The following is a 14,462-nucleotide window of genomic DNA, read 5'->3' as shown; positions in this document are numbered from 1 at the left end:
CCGTGGCAACCGTACGAGCCGACCTGAACGCCCTGGTGGCCCACCTGCCCGGCGTGAAGCGGGAGGTCCGCGCGGTCCTGGACGACCGCGCGGCCCGCATCGCGGCCGTGGTGGAGGCCCACCGCCACAGCGGGGCCCTGGCACGCAACGTGAAGGTGCGCACGAACCGGGTGGACTCCACGGTGACCCTGGAGGACCCGGCCGTGGAAGCGATCAACTACGGCCACGTGGCGGCCAACGGCCGCTGGGTGGAGGGCATCCACGCCATTGAGGCGGGCCTGTGACCTACCCCGTGCTCCCCGATATGGACGCGCTGGTCATCGGCGCCCTTCAGGCGGGTATGAAAGGCGTCTCCGTGCGGGTCCTGTGGCCGGAGCACTGGACGGAGGCCCTGCCCCTGGTCGTGGCCCGCCGGGTGGGCGGGACAGCCGCGGACGCCCGCGGCATCGACTCCGCCCTGGTCGATGTGCAGTGCGCGGCGTCTACCCGCCGGGAGGCATCGCGCCTGGCCCGCGTCGCGCGGGCCGTCCTGGCAAACGCGTGCGCCGACCAGTACGCGGGAGCCGACGGCTACCTGTCGCACTTCGAAGACGTGTCCGGCCCCGCCGAACTGCGCACCGGCGCCCCGTCCACGGGCCCCGACTTCTTCCGCTTCCAGGCCACACACCGGGTGACGGCCCGGCCCCTGAACCACCTTTGACCTACCGGGAAGGAACGCTCCTTCCCGTGCTGGAGACGCATGGCACTCATTGACGACGCCGCATTCGTTGCGGCGGGCGGTTACATCTACATCGCGGACCCGGACACGGCCAAGCCCGCGTCCCTGACCGACCCTCTGGCGCCGGGCGCTGGGTGGGAGTCGATCGGCCACACCAGCCGCGACGACCTTCCCGAGTTCGGCCGTGACGGCGACGACCCCGAAACCAAGGGCAGTTGGCAGAATGCCAAGCTGCGCCAGACCGCCCCGGACGTCACCTACTCCGTGACGTTCAAGTCCATCCAGACAAGCGCAGAGACGTACGGGCTGTACTTCGGCGCGGGCCCCGGCGCGGTCCAGGCGGACAAGAGTTTCCGCATTCCGGCCACGCCCATTCCCCAGGTCAAGGCCCTGTTGGTGATCCTGGTGGACGGGACGCACTTCCTGCCCCTGTGGCATCCCCGGGTCTCCCTCCTGGGCTCGGACGCCGTGTCCATGGCCGTGGACGACTTCGTGGCCTTTCCCATCAAGGGCACGTTCCTGGGCTCCTCCAAGATCGGCAATGCCATCGGCGAGTGGGCGACCATCGCCCCCGCGGCTCCGCCGGCACACGGTGAGCCGTCCGCGTCGAACGCTGCCTGAGCGTTTCGCACTCTCCCCGCCGCCCGGCCGGTCCCCCGGGCGGCAGACGCCTTCCCGGGACCGACTTTCGCACTTCGAAGAGGACCACTGAATGACGGACGTTCTGTCCTGCGCCGACCTGATGGCTGAAACGGCGACGGAGTATGCCTCCCTTCCCCTGGCCACCCGGGCCGGCGCGGACGTGCACCTTCGCAACCTGCTCATGCTGCCGCCGGAACGCATGAAGACCGCCCGCGTGCTCCTGAACGCGTTCGCCGACTCCGGCGTCTCCGACCTGGACGCGCTTATGCCCCAGCTCCGTGACCTTCTGCTCCTGGTCGCCGACCAGCCGGAGGCCATGAAGGCGGAGATGGCCGACTGGCCGATCGGCATGTACGTGCGGGTCATCGGGCGGTGGCAGGACGTGACCCAGGCCCCGGAAGCTCCGGGCTCGGACGGCTGATCGCAGACGGCCACGGCGGGCCCCTGAGAGCTGACCTTCAGCGGTTCTACGGCCTGGACCTGGCCGACATCTGGCGGGGGACACTGACGCCCCGCCGGGTGTGGACGCTGACCGAGCATCTACCCGACGACTCCGCCCTGACCGCCTCCCTGGCGGGCGGCCCGCAGCACCGCGGATGGTCCCTCCAGACCCACCTACTGGCCCACCTGGTCAACGCGGTGCGGGTCGCGGACGTGAACAACGTACGGGTGTCCGGCGGACGCATCCGCGACCCCGAGCCGGTGAAGCCCCCGGCCGCCCAGGTGGGGACGACACCCCGCCCGGTGCTGGACCTGTCCCGGCACCCCAACGCAATTCCCTTGCCCGACAAGTACATACGGGGGTGACATGGCCGGACCCGGCGGACGCGAAGCGGGGCGGCTGAGTATCCGTGTGGCCCCCAATACCGGGGACTTCGCACCGGATCTCCAGCGTTACTTGGACCGCATCGAGGCACGGGCACGGGCCCACGTCCAAGCCGTCCCGACCCTGGAGGGTTTCCGGGAGCGCCTGGCGGCGGACCTGGCCCGCATCCGCGCCAAGGCCAAGGTGACGGTGGACCCGGACCTGGCCACCTTTGAAGACCGCCTCCGCCAGGTCCGCGCCCGGGTGACCCCGGACCTGGAAGGGTTCCGGGAGCGCCTGGCCGTGAACCTGGACCGGCTCCGCGCCCGGGTCAAGGTGCAGGTGGACCCGGACCTGACGACGTTCGGCGCCCAGCTCCGCAGCGTGCGCGCGGAGGTGACCCCGGACCTGGAGACGTTCCGGTCCCGGCTGGACCGGGACCTGGCCCGTGTCCGGGCCCAGGTCAACGTCAGGGTGAACCCCGACCTGGCCACCCTGGAAGAAAGGATTCGCCAGGTCCGGGCCCAGGTGACGCCGGACCTGGAGGCATTCCGGGGCCGGCTGGAGCGGGACCTGGCGCGGATGCGGGCTCGGGTCAAGGTCCGGGCGGTCCTGGACCGGTCGGACCTGGCGGACAGGCTCCGCCGCCTCCCCCTTCAGGTCGTGCCGAGTCTGGACGGGTTCCGGGCCCGGCTGACCCGCGACCTGGCCCGGGTCCGGGCCCGGGTCCGGGTGCGCCTGGACCCGGACCTAGCGGCGTTCCGCTCCACCCTGCGCTCCCGCCTTCAGGCCGGTACCGCCAACGTTGCGGCCGGACTGGTCATCAAGCGCGGGGAGATCGCGCGCCTGCGCCGGGAGCTGGCCAACCTCACCCCGCCGCTGAGCATCCCGGCCAGCATCGACGCCAACCGGCCGGAGGTGGACCGCCTCCGCGACACCGTGTCGTCCCTGGCCGGCGCCGGTGGCGGAGCGGCCGGGCGTCTGGCGGGCCTGGTCGGCACGATCGCGAAACTGGGTGCGGCGGCCGGCACGGTGCCCAGCGTTGCGGGCCTGGTCTCGGGCCTGGTCCAGATGGGGCCCGCCGCTGCCGTCGCGGCGCCCGCACTGCTGTCCGTGGCTGCCGCTAAGGCGGCGCTGACGATCGGCACCAAGAACGTTGGTGACGCCCTCAAGGGCGACGCGGAGGCCCTGGCCAAGCTGACCCCGACCGCCCGCGGGTTCGTCAAGCAGGTGCGGAGCCTGGCTCCGGAGTGGAAGAAGGTCCAAAGCAGCGTCCAGACGGCGTTGTTCAAGGATCTCAGTTCCACCCTGAAGTCCACGGCAACCTCTGTCCTGCCGGTCCTCAAGACCGGGTTGACGGGCACCGCCACCGCCCTGAACGGCATGGCCCGGGGTGTGGCGGCCACGGCCAAGAACCTGGCCACCTCCGGCACGCTGGGCCAGGCACTCAAGGGCGCGAACGCGGGCCTGAAGAACCTTTCCGCCCTGCCGTCGGTCCTGGTCCAGGGCCTGGTCCAGGTGGGCGCAGCGGCGTCCCCGGCGTTCGACCGTTTGACCAAGGCGGGCGGCGGCGCGCTTCAGCGGCTGTCGCAGCAGATGACCGCCGCGTTCAAGTCCGGCGCGATGCAAGCAAGCATCGAACGGGCCCTGGCCCTGGCCGGTCAGTTCTTCACCACCCTGGGCAACCTGGGCCGGACCCTGGCGAACGTCTTCGGGCCCGCGGCCCAGGCGGGAGCCGGATTCCTGGGGGTCCTGTCGGACCTGGCCGCCACGGCAGCCAAGGTCACGGCGACGCCGCAGGCCCAGGCCACGTTCCAGGCCCTGTTCCAGACTCTGGCGGCCGTCGGGCACGTGGTTTCCACGGTGCTGGGGGCCGCCCTGTCGGCAGTCCTGCCGCTGCTGTCCACCCTGGTCGGCACCCTGGCCGGTCCGCTCCAGGCCCTGGCCGCCCAACTGGGACCGGTCCTGGCGAAGCTGGCCACCGCGCTGGGCCAAGCTCTGGGGCCGGTCGTCTCCGCCCTCTCCGGGGCGCTCGCGGCAATTCTGCCGATCGTCGGGCAACTGGTCAGCCAGCTGGCCGTCGCCCTGGCGCCAATCCTGAAAACGATCGGGGAAACGTTTGGCCAACTCGTCACCATTTTGGCCACGGCGCTCCAGCCGATCCTGGTGCAACTTCCCGGAATCCTCGGGCCGATTCTCCAGGCTTTCAGCTCGCTTTTCGGGATCGTCGCCCCGATTGTCGGGCAGCTCCTCCAGGCCCTGGCGCCCGCCCTGAAGACTATCGGGGAATCTCTGGGGCAATTGCTGGTCGCCCTTTCCCCGCTGATCGAAGCGCTGGGTAAGTTCCTGTCGGAAGCCCTTCAGGCTCTGATGCCGGTCATTCAGCCGATCATCAAATTGATCGGCGAATTGGCCGCCATGTTTGCTGACAACCTGGCGTCGCTGATCAAGAACGTCGTTGTTCCGGCGATCAACATGATTGTTGCTCTTCTGAACGGTGATTTCTCCGGGGCCTGGGAGGCTGCCAAACAGCTCCTGTCCGGATTCCTGACGTTTCTGGGTGACGTGCTCGGAAATATGAAGGATCTGGCGGCCCGGGTGCTTGCGAAACTCGTGGAGAAATTCCGTGAGATGGGTTCCGAAGCGTGGGCGGCTGTCCGGGAATGGGGCGCGAACATCGGCCGGTCGGCGGCCAGTGCCATGCAGGATTTCGGCCGCTGGATCGTCAACAAGCTGCGTGATGTGAAGCAGTGGTTCAAGGATCTTCCTGGGAACATCCTCGGAGCCCTCGGAGATATGGGGCATCTGCTGGCACGGGCGGGCGCGGATTTGATCCGCGGCTTCATGGACGGTATCCGCTCCATGTGGCGCAGCCTGAAAAACCAGCTGTCCCGCCTGACCGACATGCTTCCCTCGTGGAAGGGTCCGGCACAGCGGGACCGCACCCTGTTGACCCCGGCCGGCCGGATGGTCCTGGACGGCTTCATGGACGGCATCGAGGACCGCATCCCGGGCCTTCGGCGTCAACTGACCGGCATCACGGGCTCTTTGCCGGACCTGGTGGGTGCCCAGGCCCAGGTCAGTGTCCGCACCGTCCCGGCGCAACCGGCCTGGGCCGCGGACCTGGTGGGCGCGCTTCACCAGTACGCGGGGCGGGACGTGGTGATCAAGGTCGGTGAAACGGAACTGGCCCGCGCCACGGCCGCCGGAAACCGTCAGCTCGCACGGAGGTAGGCATAGGAATGTGGATCGGCCCCTACGGGGGTCTTCAAGAAATCCGGGATGGGGCCGATTCCTATGACCGGTCGCCGGAGCTGGGGGTGACGGAATTCCGTGCCCTGTCGGGGGCCGTCACCACCTGGGCGGCCCCCGTCCAGCCGCGGAGGATGAAACTCTCCTGGACCAGCATGGAAAAGGACGACGCGCTATTCCTGGACCGGCTGGCCCGTCGCAACATTCGAGGCCCGCTGATCGTCATGGACCCGACCAGCGCCAACCTGCTGGACGACGCGGCGGCCACGGCGGATGCCTCCGGCCCCGCCAATACCTGGGCGGTTAGCGCAGGGGGCCTGGCGGTCAACTCTGCGACGCGGCAATGGGAGTTCACCAGCCCTTCCGGCGACGCCGTGGTGGGCTGGCGGCGCACTTCATGGGGGCCGGGCCAGAACTATTTCACCGCCCCCGGAATGCGTCTGTCCCTGGCCGCTCCCGTGGCCTTCCCGGAGACCACGATCACAATGTTCACATGGCGGGCGCTGGACGGCCGGGTCCTGAGCCAGTCCCGGGCCGTCGGCAAACTCTTGTCCGCCGTCGCGCCCGACGGCGCGCACAGCGTGACCCTGGCCTGTGCACCGGGACCGGGGACGTTCTCCCTGGCCGGTGCGTGCCTGGCCGTGGACGAAGACGCCGTTGCCGGAGACCCGGGCGACGGGTGCCCGGCCATGTCGATAACCGACTACTCGATAAGCCCCGTACGGGGCCCGGGACGTGCCCGGGACATTTCCCTGAGTCTGGTGGAGGTAGCCAATTCAGCCGTCCAATGATGCCCTGATAGTCGCATTGCGGTCCGGAGAACGCACAGAGGCGCACACCGTCCGCCTGGGCGGGAAGGACATGGGGGCCCAGGTGCAGTCCTGGGACCTGGACGCCGGGTACGCAACGGACTTGCCGGCGGCCATGCGCGCGTTCAGCGGTTCCAGCTCCACCCAGCTGTCCATGGCCCTGTCCGGCACCGACGGCCGCCCGGCTCCTGCCCTGTACGGACCGTGGGCTCCACGCGCCACGGGAGACGTGGTGCGACCCGGCCAGTCGGTGGTCCACGAATGGGGCCTGGCTGGTCAGACGCTCCCGGCGTTCCGCGGCTCCGTACGCGCCCGGACGGCCCAGTCCGGCACCGACACAGTGACCGTCACCGCCCTGGACGGGGCGGAGCGGCTGAGGATGCCCGCGGCCCTGCCCCGCCCGGCGGGCGGCATTGACCCGTCCAGCGTGGCCCCTACCGCCTGGGCGGCATCGGCCACCTGGTGCGTGGATCACCTCCTTCGCAACGCGGGCATCCACTCGGCACCCCCGCCGCGCCAGGAGTGCGTTCTGTATGCGTCGCTTCACGGCGGGGCGACGGCGAACGTCGGATCGCTGAAAAGCCTGGCCGGGGACTGGTCGCGGTGGACCAAACAGAATGCACCCCACGAAATGGCCGTTCAGGGCAGCCCGTACGGCACGGCCGCCGACTTCGTTCCGGCGGTCCGCCCCGTCAACCGGGGCAACGCCCCCGGGCTCCTGTACGAGGCATGGGTGAACAACGCAGGCGTGAGCGGTACCTGTGACCTGGAGTTCACCATCGCGTGGGACGACGGAGCCGGACGGCTGACCTACACGTCCATGGTGCTCGACCTGAAGACCGGCTCCCTGGGCGCCTACACCGGCCCCAACGCGAACCCGGAGCAGAACCCCGGCCAGTCCTGGGGAAACTCCGGCATCACCAAGTGGCCCGGCACCTTCCACGTCGCCCTGTTCATGAAGTTCGACGCCGGGGGACGCCCCACGTACGTCCCCCGGGTCACGGACGCCTACGGAGGCGTGTACTTCGAAAACGTCACGTCCGGCCAGGGCGGGGTCGTCCCCGCCGGGACCGTCTCCTTCGTGCGGCTGGGCTTCACCGGGCTCCGGGCCGAAGCTGTCCAGGTCTCCCAGCATGGAACGATGCCGACCGGGGCCGCGCTCACACAGCGGGGCCTGTGGCAGAAGACCGCCACCCTGGACGCCCCGGACATCCCTCTCCGGGTGATTCCCCAGGTCACCGGGACCGCATGGGACGTGATCACGAAGATTGCCCATGCTTCGCTGGCCACGGCAGAGTTCGACCAGTCCGGACACTTCCATTGGCGCGGCCGGGGCCGGTGGGCCCAGGAGCCAGCCGTGGCGGACACGGCGGTGACTTCGGACCGGGAGCTGGCCTCCCTGACGGTCACGGAAGAGATCGACGCGGTACGCAATTACATCCGTGTTACGTGGGACAACTGGTCCGGCGTCCACGCCACCGACACCGTGTCGAACCCCATGGGCAACGTGGAACGGCTGCTGCCGGGCCAGTACCTGGAAATCGGCTGGGCAGTCCGGGACAACGACTACGACACCATCCCGCCCCTGACCCGGAGCAACGTCACAGCGGGCGCCATCCGGTTCGTCAACGCCGACCGGGACAACGCGGCGGTGGTCAACGGAGCGGTGGAGGTCGGTGTCTACCGGGAGGACGGCCGCCTCACCCTGACGTTGCGCAACCGAAGTGCGGCCACGGTGTGGATGCGCGGACCCACGGGACTGGGGAGCGTATCGGTGGACGTACGCTCCCCGGCCGTGCCCCAGGGCGTCGAACCGGCCCAGTTCACGACCACGGCCCGCGGCTATGCCAGCCAGGGCGCTTACGGCGTCCAGGGGTACGACCATGACCCGGCCGGCTGGGTCCAGGACGCGGACTCCGCCGCCGCCATCGCCTCCGCACTGCTGGACGCCGGCCAGTACCCGTGCCCGCTGCTGACGGACGTGGAGATCCTGCCGGACCCCCGGCTCCAGCTCGGGGACGTGGTGCGGGTCGTGGACCGCACCGGAGCCGCCTTGGACACCCTGGCCTGGGTCGTGGGCAACCGCCTGTCCGCCGCGGACGGCGCGGTGAAGCAGACCGTCACGCTTCGCGGCACCGCGTACAACGGCGTCCCCCAGGACCAGGGGTTAGTCCCGGACCCGCCGGTCCGCACCTGACCGGCCGCACACAACGACAGATCACACGAGAGGGCTCCGCACGCCGCGGAGCCCTCTCCCTTGCCTGAACGGAGTAGTGGATGGGTGCTTGTGCCGACGTGATCCGCGTCGCACTGGCGGAGGTGGGCTACCAGGCGCAGCGCGCTCCGGGGGAGCGGCCGTCCGGCCACCAGAAGTACAGCGGCCAGGTCCCTGGCCTGGCCTGGTCGAACTACCAGCCGTGGTGTGCCACTTGGACCAGTTGGGTGGCACTGAAGTCCGGCACGGCGGATCTGTACCCGCGTACCGCTTCGGTGGAGACGGCCATGAACTGGTTCAAGAACAAGGGCCGCTGGAGCGCGTACCCGGCGGTCGGCGCACAGGTGATCTACGGCGTGAACGGCGACGCGCACACCGGCCTGTGTCTGTCGTACGACCGGGATCACATTTACACGGTGGAGGGCAATACCTCCTTGACCAACGATGCCAACGGCAACAAGGTGATGCGCCGGACCCGGCTCCGCCGGGACGCCTACGTCCACGGGTACGGTCTGCCGCGCTTCCCGGAGGGCATCGTCACCGCGGACCCGGAGCTGAAGGGCCGCGCCGGGTTCGTCTACAAGGCCACGGCCTCCGGGCCGGTGACCGGCGGTGGCTCCGGCGGTTCCCACGCCAAGCCGGGTCGAACCCGTACGGTGCTGGTTCGCGCGGGTCAGACGCTGGGCACCATCGCGGCGTCCGCGGGCGTGTCACTGGCCGCACTGCTGGGGCTCAACCCCCAGGTGCGGGACGCGAACGTGATCTACCCCGGCGACCGGATCACGGTTCCGGACCAGCCGGAGCCGCACGTCCCCACTCCGAACCAGCCTCCATCCACCAGGCCCTCCGGCGGGTTTCCCGGCCGCTCGTACTTCGGTCCGGGAAAGTCGAACAGCTACGTGACCGCGCTGGGCCAGGCCCTGGTCCGGCACGGCTACGGGCGGTTCTACTCCGTGGGGCCGGGGCCCCGGTGGACCACCAGTGACTGGCGGGCGGTCCGGGCCTTCCAGCATGACCAAGGCTGGACCGGCAGCAACGCCGACGGTTACCCAGGACCGTCCACCTGGGCGCGGCTGATGAACGGCGCCCCCGCCACTTCGTTGTCCTTCCCAGGCCGCTCGAACTTCGGGCCCGGCCGGGTCAACCAGCACGTGACCGCGCTGGGCCAGGCTCTGGTCCGGCACGGCTACGGACGGTTCTACTCCGTCGGCCCCGGCCCCCGTTGGACGGACAGTGACCGCAACGCCGTACGCGCATTCCAGCGGGCCCAAGGCTGGGGGCACGCAAGCGCCGACGGGTACCCTGGCCCGGAGACGTGGCGGAGGCTAATGCAGTGAGCGGCACGGACAGCGAACCCCAGGGGATCACGATTGGTCTGCGGGAGGTCTACGACCAGGTGGTGGGCGTCCGGGAGGACGTGCGAGACCTCAAGCAGAACCACGAGAGCGTGAACCGCACCCTGGCGGACCAGGAGGAGCGCATCCGCAGCCTGGAGCGGTGGAAGTACGCACTTCCGCCCGCGCTCCTGATCGCCATTGCAACCTCCGCCGTCGCAGTTCTGCGTACCGCGGGGTAGTAACGCCTCTCAGTGCATAGGGGGTGACGTGTTCCCCAGCGGAAGGCCCCGCCATACGCACCCCACACATTGCTCTGACGGGTAAGGCCCGGTCCGGCAAGGACACGGTGGCTCAGCTCCTGGTCCGCCACGGCTCCTACACCCGGCTGGCGTTCGCCGACGAACTGAAGGCGGCGGTCCGCCGCCTCAACCCGCTCATCGCGTCCTGTTGCTGCTACGACGACTACCGCCTGGCGGAGGCGCTGGAAGACGGCGGGTGGGAGGCGGCCAAGGAGGAGCCGGAGGTCCGCCGGCTCCTCCAGGAGTACGGCCAGGCCGTCCGGGAGATGGACCCGGAGTTCTGGGTCCGCCCGGTCCAGGCCCGCGTCCGTCAGGGCACGGAATGGAACCTGCCCTGCGTTGTCGCGGATGTGCGGTACCCCAACGAGGTGGACGCCTTGAAGGCGGAGGGCGCCGTGATCGTGCGCATCGATCGGCCCGGCGCCGGCGCAGGCGCGCACGCTGCGCACCCGTCGGAAACCTCCCTCGACCACCTGACTCCTGAACACGTGATCCGCAATGACGGCTCCCTGGACCAGCTCCGGCGCCAGGTGTGTTCCCTGCTCACTCAGCTTGGAGGCTGATTCTTGAACTTCTTCCAGTCCCTGGCCGCGTTCGTCCGGGACAACCCGGTCCGCGTCCGGTCGGCCGTCGCGGCGCTCCTGGTCCTAGTGGGCCAGAGCATCCCGGCACTGAGCAACTGGGCCGGCAGTGACACCGTGATTGACTTCATCACCTTCGTGGTTGTCGTCGGTCTCGGCGAAAGCGCGTCGCGGAAGGTAGCGGCCAAGTACAACCCGGGGGACTGACCCGGTTCCCCAAGGGGCCCTGTCGGCGGAACATGTTCCGTCTGGCAGGGCCCCTTTTTTTGCATCACGGCGGCTTGAACATGACCCTAGCGTGTTTCAGGTGCGTGATACGTTGTGGCCGCAATTCCACAGGGAGGAACGGGCAGTGACGGCTAGCGGGGGACGCATCGTGGCGGCCATAGAATCAGTATGGGACTCCTTGAAGGCGCAGCATTCAGACCTACCGGACGTGTCGGTGGTCATCGAGGCCAGCGGCGCCCGCCACAATCTCACCTGGCCCGAACAGGACGGGCGCCTGGTCGGCAATCCGGAACTTCCTGTGATCGCCACCACTCTGAAAGACGGCCCGCGCGCCACGTTGGAACACATCCTGCATGTGGCCACGCACGCACTGTGTTACGTGCGCGGCATCTCCGAGACCAGTAACCGCGGACAGCGCCATAACAAGAGGTTCCGGGAGATGGCCGGAGAGCTGGGAATGCAGTGGCCCAAGGGCGACCCGCCGCACGGCGTCAAAGGGTTTTCCCCGGTTCCCCTGGCCCATGGCACCCTGGAGGCCCTGCAACCTCTGCTCGCGTGTCTGGCAGATGCCCTGACAGAGGTGGGCAGCCTGGTCACGGCGGAACCGGTCAAGGGCCGGAGTGGGGCCCGCCTCAACCTGGTGTGTGCGTGCGGACGGAAGATGCAGATGGGCCGCCGCGTCTTCGACCAGGGCCCAGTTCTGTGTGGCGTATGCAAGAAACCGTTCTCAGAGGTGAAGGCGCCCTAACGGCGACGCCGACGACACCCACCCAGCGGCGGACACGACTCACACCGACCCGTGCCAGCGGCCCGGGAAGCAGAAAACCTGCTTCTGCACCCTTCTTCCCCTTAGCTGTGCTCAGGAAAGAAGGGCTGAGAAGCAGGTTTTCTGCTTCCCGGGCCACGTAACGGTGGTCAGTGCATGACCTCGCAAGCACACGTCGCGCCCCTGGCGCGCAAGCGAGGGAGTCACCTTGGCGGCATTGACGACGATTCAGCGGGGCGGAAGCCGGTTCTACGTGGACGCGGAGTCCGGGCAGAAGGCCCCCGGCGTCACCAGCATTCTGGGAATGCTCCCGAAGGGCTTCCTGAACTACTGGTACGCATCCCAGGTTGCCACGTGCGCCGTGGACCACATCGGGGCCGTGGTGGACATGCTGGTCCAGGGGGACCGGAGCGGGGCCGTGGATTACCTCAAGCGTGCTCCCGGCCGCTTCACCAAGCAGGCAGCGGAGACCGGCAGTTCGGCCCATGACCTCTTCGAACGGTTGGCCCGCGGCGAGACCGTGACCCGGGTTCACCCTGACCTCAAGCCGTACGCGGACCATTTCCGGGAATTCCTGGCCCAGGTCCAGCCGGAGTTCCTGTTTCTGGAAGACGCCGTGTGGAGCGACGCCCACAACTACGCGGGGTCGTTCGATGCCATCGCGCGTATCGGCGGGGAGACCGTTGTCCTGGACTGGAAGACCACCCGCTCCGGAGTGCATGAGGAAGTAGCGCTCCAGCTCTCCGCGTACGCGAATGCGGACCGGATAGTCCGCGCGGATACCGGGGAGTCTGTGCCCGTGCCGGCGATCGACGCGGCGGCGGTTCTCCACGTGCGTCCGGAGGGCTGGAAGCTGGTGCCCGTGCGCCACTCCGCGGAGCTGTTCGAAACCTTCCTTCACCTGCGGGCCGTCTTCGACTGGGAGCGGGCAGGGAAGGCGAGTGTCATCGGTCGTCCGGTGGCCTCCGGGGGTACTGCGGAGACCGGTACCCAGCGGCGCCGGTAGCGGCGTAACGGCACTCAGTGGATGAGTTCGAGCGAAAGGCCCGGGGAAAGTGCCGGGTCCTCTGATCTCCAACTCCCGCTAAAGACAACGTACTTCAGGAGAGCCGTATGGCCCGCACGCTGCGCATTCTTGACCAGGACCCGGAGGCACGGCCCAAGGTCTTCACCTCCGACTACGTGGGCCGGTTCCGCGCGGGACAGCAGATTGACGACCTGCCGGTGTCGCTGGACGCCTGGCGCGTGACCACGGGCGACCCGGACGTGGCCGCCGCCGTGGCGGAACGTTTCGGCGGTTCCCCGCAGGAGTGGCAGACCTCCAAGGAAGACAACCTGGAGGTACTGACCACCGCGAACAGTGTCCGCGTCATCATCGACAATGCCGACGCGGTGAGTTTCCGCATGGCGCTTTACGGTGCGACCGGCAAGCCCATCCACCTGTGCGACGGCGTGGAATTCGTCGGAGATGACGACCCGCGCCGGGGCCAGCCGTGCGGCTGCCCGGCCACGCTGGTGGAGCGCAAGGCCGCGGAAAAGGCCGGTTACGGGCCCAAGCCTGATATTCGCGTCGTCTTCCGTCTGGCCGACGACGCGGCCCTGGGGAAGTTCCGGATGATGACCGGCTCCTGGTCCTTCATGAAGGAGCTGGAAACCGTCTGGGCGGACCTGGACTCCGTGGGCGGCCCTGCCCTGTGCGAACTCCGGCTGGAGCTGGTGGAGTTCACGACAAAGAAGGGCGTGGACGTGTCGTTCCGCAAGCCCGCCATCAAGGTCGTGGGGCGCGCCCCGGAGAACACGGACGCCCCCCTTCTGTCCCTGTCCCAGGCCGGGGATGAGCCGCCGTTCTGACCCGGCGCCCGGCCTGTCACATCTGAACAAGTAACCGCGGAGAGGGCCCCTGTGTGGGCCCTCTCCGCTTTCGAGAGGGAAAGCCAGCACGTGGGTAAGCGGGGAGAGATACACGACTTCACGGGGGCCCCGATTCGCGTCGGGGACACCGTGGTCTACGCGACCCGGCAGGGGAACCGGGTCCGCATGACGGAGGCGGAAGTCCTCCGGACCACCTCCGCGATTGTCGCGGGTCGGGTCATGCCGCTGCTGAAGGTCCGCCCGACGGGCCTGGAGTCCGGCTTCATCAAGCGGCGGAGTTTCCGTACGGAGACGATCGCGGCGGAACACGTCGCCGTAACCATCCCCGGCGACGGGCACTAACGTGCCCATTGCCGAACTGTGCGCAGGCTACGGGGGCCTGGGCATGGCGGTGGGCACGATCCTGCAAGACCACGTTGCCTACGTGGCGGAGATCGACCCGCACGCCTCCCAGATCCTGGCCGCACGCTATCCGCACGCGCCGAACATCGGGGATATCACCCTTTACGACTGGTCTCGGCTGTCCGGCGAAGTGGATGTGATCACGGCCGGGTTTCCGTGTCAGGGAATCAGTAATGCGGGCCTGCGAAAGGGGCTGGATGATGAGCGCTCCGGAATCTGGCGAGACGTCGCCCAAGCCATTCGCGTCGTACGACCGCGAATCGCATTCCTGGAGAACGTTGCCTCCATCAAGGGCCGCGGGCTCGATCAAGTCGTCTCGGACCTGGCCGCGATCGGGTATGACGCGGAGTGGACTTGCCTACGAGCGTCCGCAGTGGGAGCCCCCCACCACCGGGACCGGTGGTTCTGTATCGCCATTCCTGAAGACGCCGACGGCGAATCTTTCAGGCAATGGTGGCGCTCAGCACCCCGAGAAACGCAGAAATGGGAACAGATCTGCGGGGGGGGGGGTGCTGATGGACAGCCGGAGCTGGCGG

17 protein-coding genes are annotated in these 14,462 nt (G+C 68.8%); all 17 read left to right on the top strand.

Annotated elements, in window-relative coordinates; all coding sequences use genetic code 11:
- Window positions 1-2: 2 nt before the first annotated feature.
- Window positions 3-284, top strand: coding sequence for a DUF5403 family protein (locus AB0A97_RS07800; RefSeq protein ID WP_361146022.1), 282 nt, complete (start codon window positions 3-5; stop codon window positions 282-284).
- On the top strand, window positions 281-700 hold the full coding sequence (locus tag AB0A97_RS07795) for a hypothetical protein (RefSeq protein WP_361146019.1): 420 nt from the start codon (window positions 281-283) through the stop codon (window positions 698-700). Before AB0A97_RS07800 ends, AB0A97_RS07795 begins: the two co-directional genes overlap by 4 nt.
- 39 nt (window positions 701-739) lie before the next feature.
- Complete coding sequence (locus AB0A97_RS07790) at window positions 740-1,339, top strand: hypothetical protein (RefSeq protein WP_361146016.1); 600 nt, start codon at window positions 740-742, stop codon at window positions 1,337-1,339.
- Window positions 1,340-1,430: 91 nt separating this feature from the next.
- The gene (locus AB0A97_RS07785) at window positions 1,431-1,781 is read left to right on the top strand and encodes a phage tail assembly protein (protein ID WP_361146013.1); all 351 of its coding nucleotides are present in this window, start codon (window positions 1,431-1,433) and stop codon (window positions 1,779-1,781) included.
- A complete protein-coding gene (locus AB0A97_RS07780; protein ID WP_361146010.1) occupies window positions 1,733-2,167 on the top strand; it encodes a hypothetical protein in 435 nt (144 codons plus the stop codon). Before AB0A97_RS07785 ends, AB0A97_RS07780 begins: the two co-directional genes overlap by 49 nt.
- A gap of 340 nt (window positions 2,168-2,507) precedes the next feature.
- Window positions 2,508-5,399 carry a hypothetical protein gene (locus AB0A97_RS07775; RefSeq protein WP_361146007.1) on the top strand — a complete coding sequence of 964 codons (2,892 nt, stop codon included), beginning with the start codon at window positions 2,508-2,510 and terminating at the stop codon, window positions 5,397-5,399.
- 86 nt (window positions 5,400-5,485) lie between these two features.
- A complete protein-coding gene (locus tag AB0A97_RS07770; RefSeq protein WP_361146004.1) occupies window positions 5,486-6,208 on the top strand; it encodes a hypothetical protein in 723 nt (240 codons plus the stop codon).
- A 70-nt stretch (window positions 6,209-6,278) separates the two neighbouring features.
- Window positions 6,279-8,423: a hypothetical protein gene (locus AB0A97_RS07765; RefSeq protein WP_361146001.1), complete on the top strand. Its 2,145-nt coding sequence runs from the start codon at window positions 6,279-6,281 to the stop codon at window positions 8,421-8,423.
- Window positions 8,424-8,503: 80 nt separating this feature from the next.
- Window positions 8,504-9,778 (top strand): peptidoglycan-binding protein, encoded by a 1,275-nt coding sequence (locus AB0A97_RS07760; protein ID WP_361145998.1) that lies wholly within the window; start codon window positions 8,504-8,506, stop codon window positions 9,776-9,778.
- The gene (locus tag AB0A97_RS07755; protein ID WP_361145995.1) at window positions 9,775-10,017 is read left to right on the top strand and encodes a hypothetical protein; all 243 of its coding nucleotides are present in this window, start codon (window positions 9,775-9,777) and stop codon (window positions 10,015-10,017) included. Before AB0A97_RS07760 ends, AB0A97_RS07755 begins: the two co-directional genes overlap by 4 nt.
- A 107-nt stretch (window positions 10,018-10,124) precedes the next feature.
- Window positions 10,125-10,640, top strand: a complete 516-nt coding sequence (locus AB0A97_RS07750; RefSeq protein ID WP_361145992.1) for a hypothetical protein — start codon at window positions 10,125-10,127, stop codon at window positions 10,638-10,640.
- A gap of 3 nt (window positions 10,641-10,643) precedes the next feature.
- Entirely contained in the window at window positions 10,644-10,865 is a 222-nt protein-coding gene (locus tag AB0A97_RS07745) for a hypothetical protein (RefSeq protein ID WP_361145989.1), read from the top strand.
- A 229-nt stretch (window positions 10,866-11,094) separates the two neighbouring features.
- Window positions 11,095-11,634, top strand: a complete 540-nt coding sequence (locus AB0A97_RS07740; protein WP_361145986.1) for a hypothetical protein — start codon at window positions 11,095-11,097, stop codon at window positions 11,632-11,634.
- 235 nt (window positions 11,635-11,869) lie between these two features.
- Entirely contained in the window at window positions 11,870-12,658 is a 789-nt protein-coding gene (locus AB0A97_RS07735; protein WP_361145983.1) for a hypothetical protein, read from the top strand.
- 107 nt (window positions 12,659-12,765) lie between these two features.
- On the top strand, window positions 12,766-13,503 hold the full coding sequence (locus AB0A97_RS07730; protein WP_361145980.1) for a hypothetical protein: 738 nt from the start codon (window positions 12,766-12,768) through the stop codon (window positions 13,501-13,503).
- A 186-nt stretch (window positions 13,504-13,689) separates the two neighbouring features.
- The gene (locus AB0A97_RS07725; protein WP_361145978.1) at window positions 13,690-13,866 is read left to right on the top strand and encodes a hypothetical protein; all 177 of its coding nucleotides are present in this window, start codon (window positions 13,690-13,692) and stop codon (window positions 13,864-13,866) included.
- 1 nt (window position 13,867) lies between these two features.
- Window positions 13,868-14,462 (top strand): DNA (cytosine-5-)-methyltransferase (gene dcm / locus AB0A97_RS07720; RefSeq protein WP_361145975.1); only part of this gene is annotated, 595 nt, incomplete at its 3' end.

Source organism: Streptomyces sp. NPDC045470 (assembly GCF_040646595.1).
Taxonomy (GTDB): domain Bacteria; phylum Actinomycetota; class Actinomycetes; order Streptomycetales; family Streptomycetaceae; genus Streptomyces.
The sequence above is the reverse complement of the archived record's forward strand: the minus strand, read 5'-3'. Positions and strand labels throughout refer to the sequence as shown.

Bases quoted from the DNA above. Each gene is read 5' to 3' on its own strand.
- AB0A97_RS07765 (WP_361146001.1), top strand. From the start codon at position 6,279: ATGGGGGCCCAGGTGCAGTCCTGGGACCTGGACGCCGGGTACGCAACG.
- AB0A97_RS07725 (WP_361145978.1), top strand. From the start codon at position 13,690: ATGACGGAGGCGGAAGTCCTCCGGACCACCTCCGCGATTGTCGCGGGT.
- AB0A97_RS07790 (WP_361146016.1), top strand. From the start codon at position 740: ATGGCACTCATTGACGACGCCGCATTCGTTGCGGCGGGCGGTTACATC.
- AB0A97_RS07785 (WP_361146013.1), top strand. From the start codon at position 1,431: ATGACGGACGTTCTGTCCTGCGCCGACCTGATGGCTGAAACGGCGACG.
- AB0A97_RS07730 (WP_361145980.1), top strand. From the start codon at position 12,766: ATGGCCCGCACGCTGCGCATTCTTGACCAGGACCCGGAGGCACGGCCC.
- AB0A97_RS07760 (WP_361145998.1), top strand. From the start codon at position 8,504: ATGGGTGCTTGTGCCGACGTGATCCGCGTCGCACTGGCGGAGGTGGGC.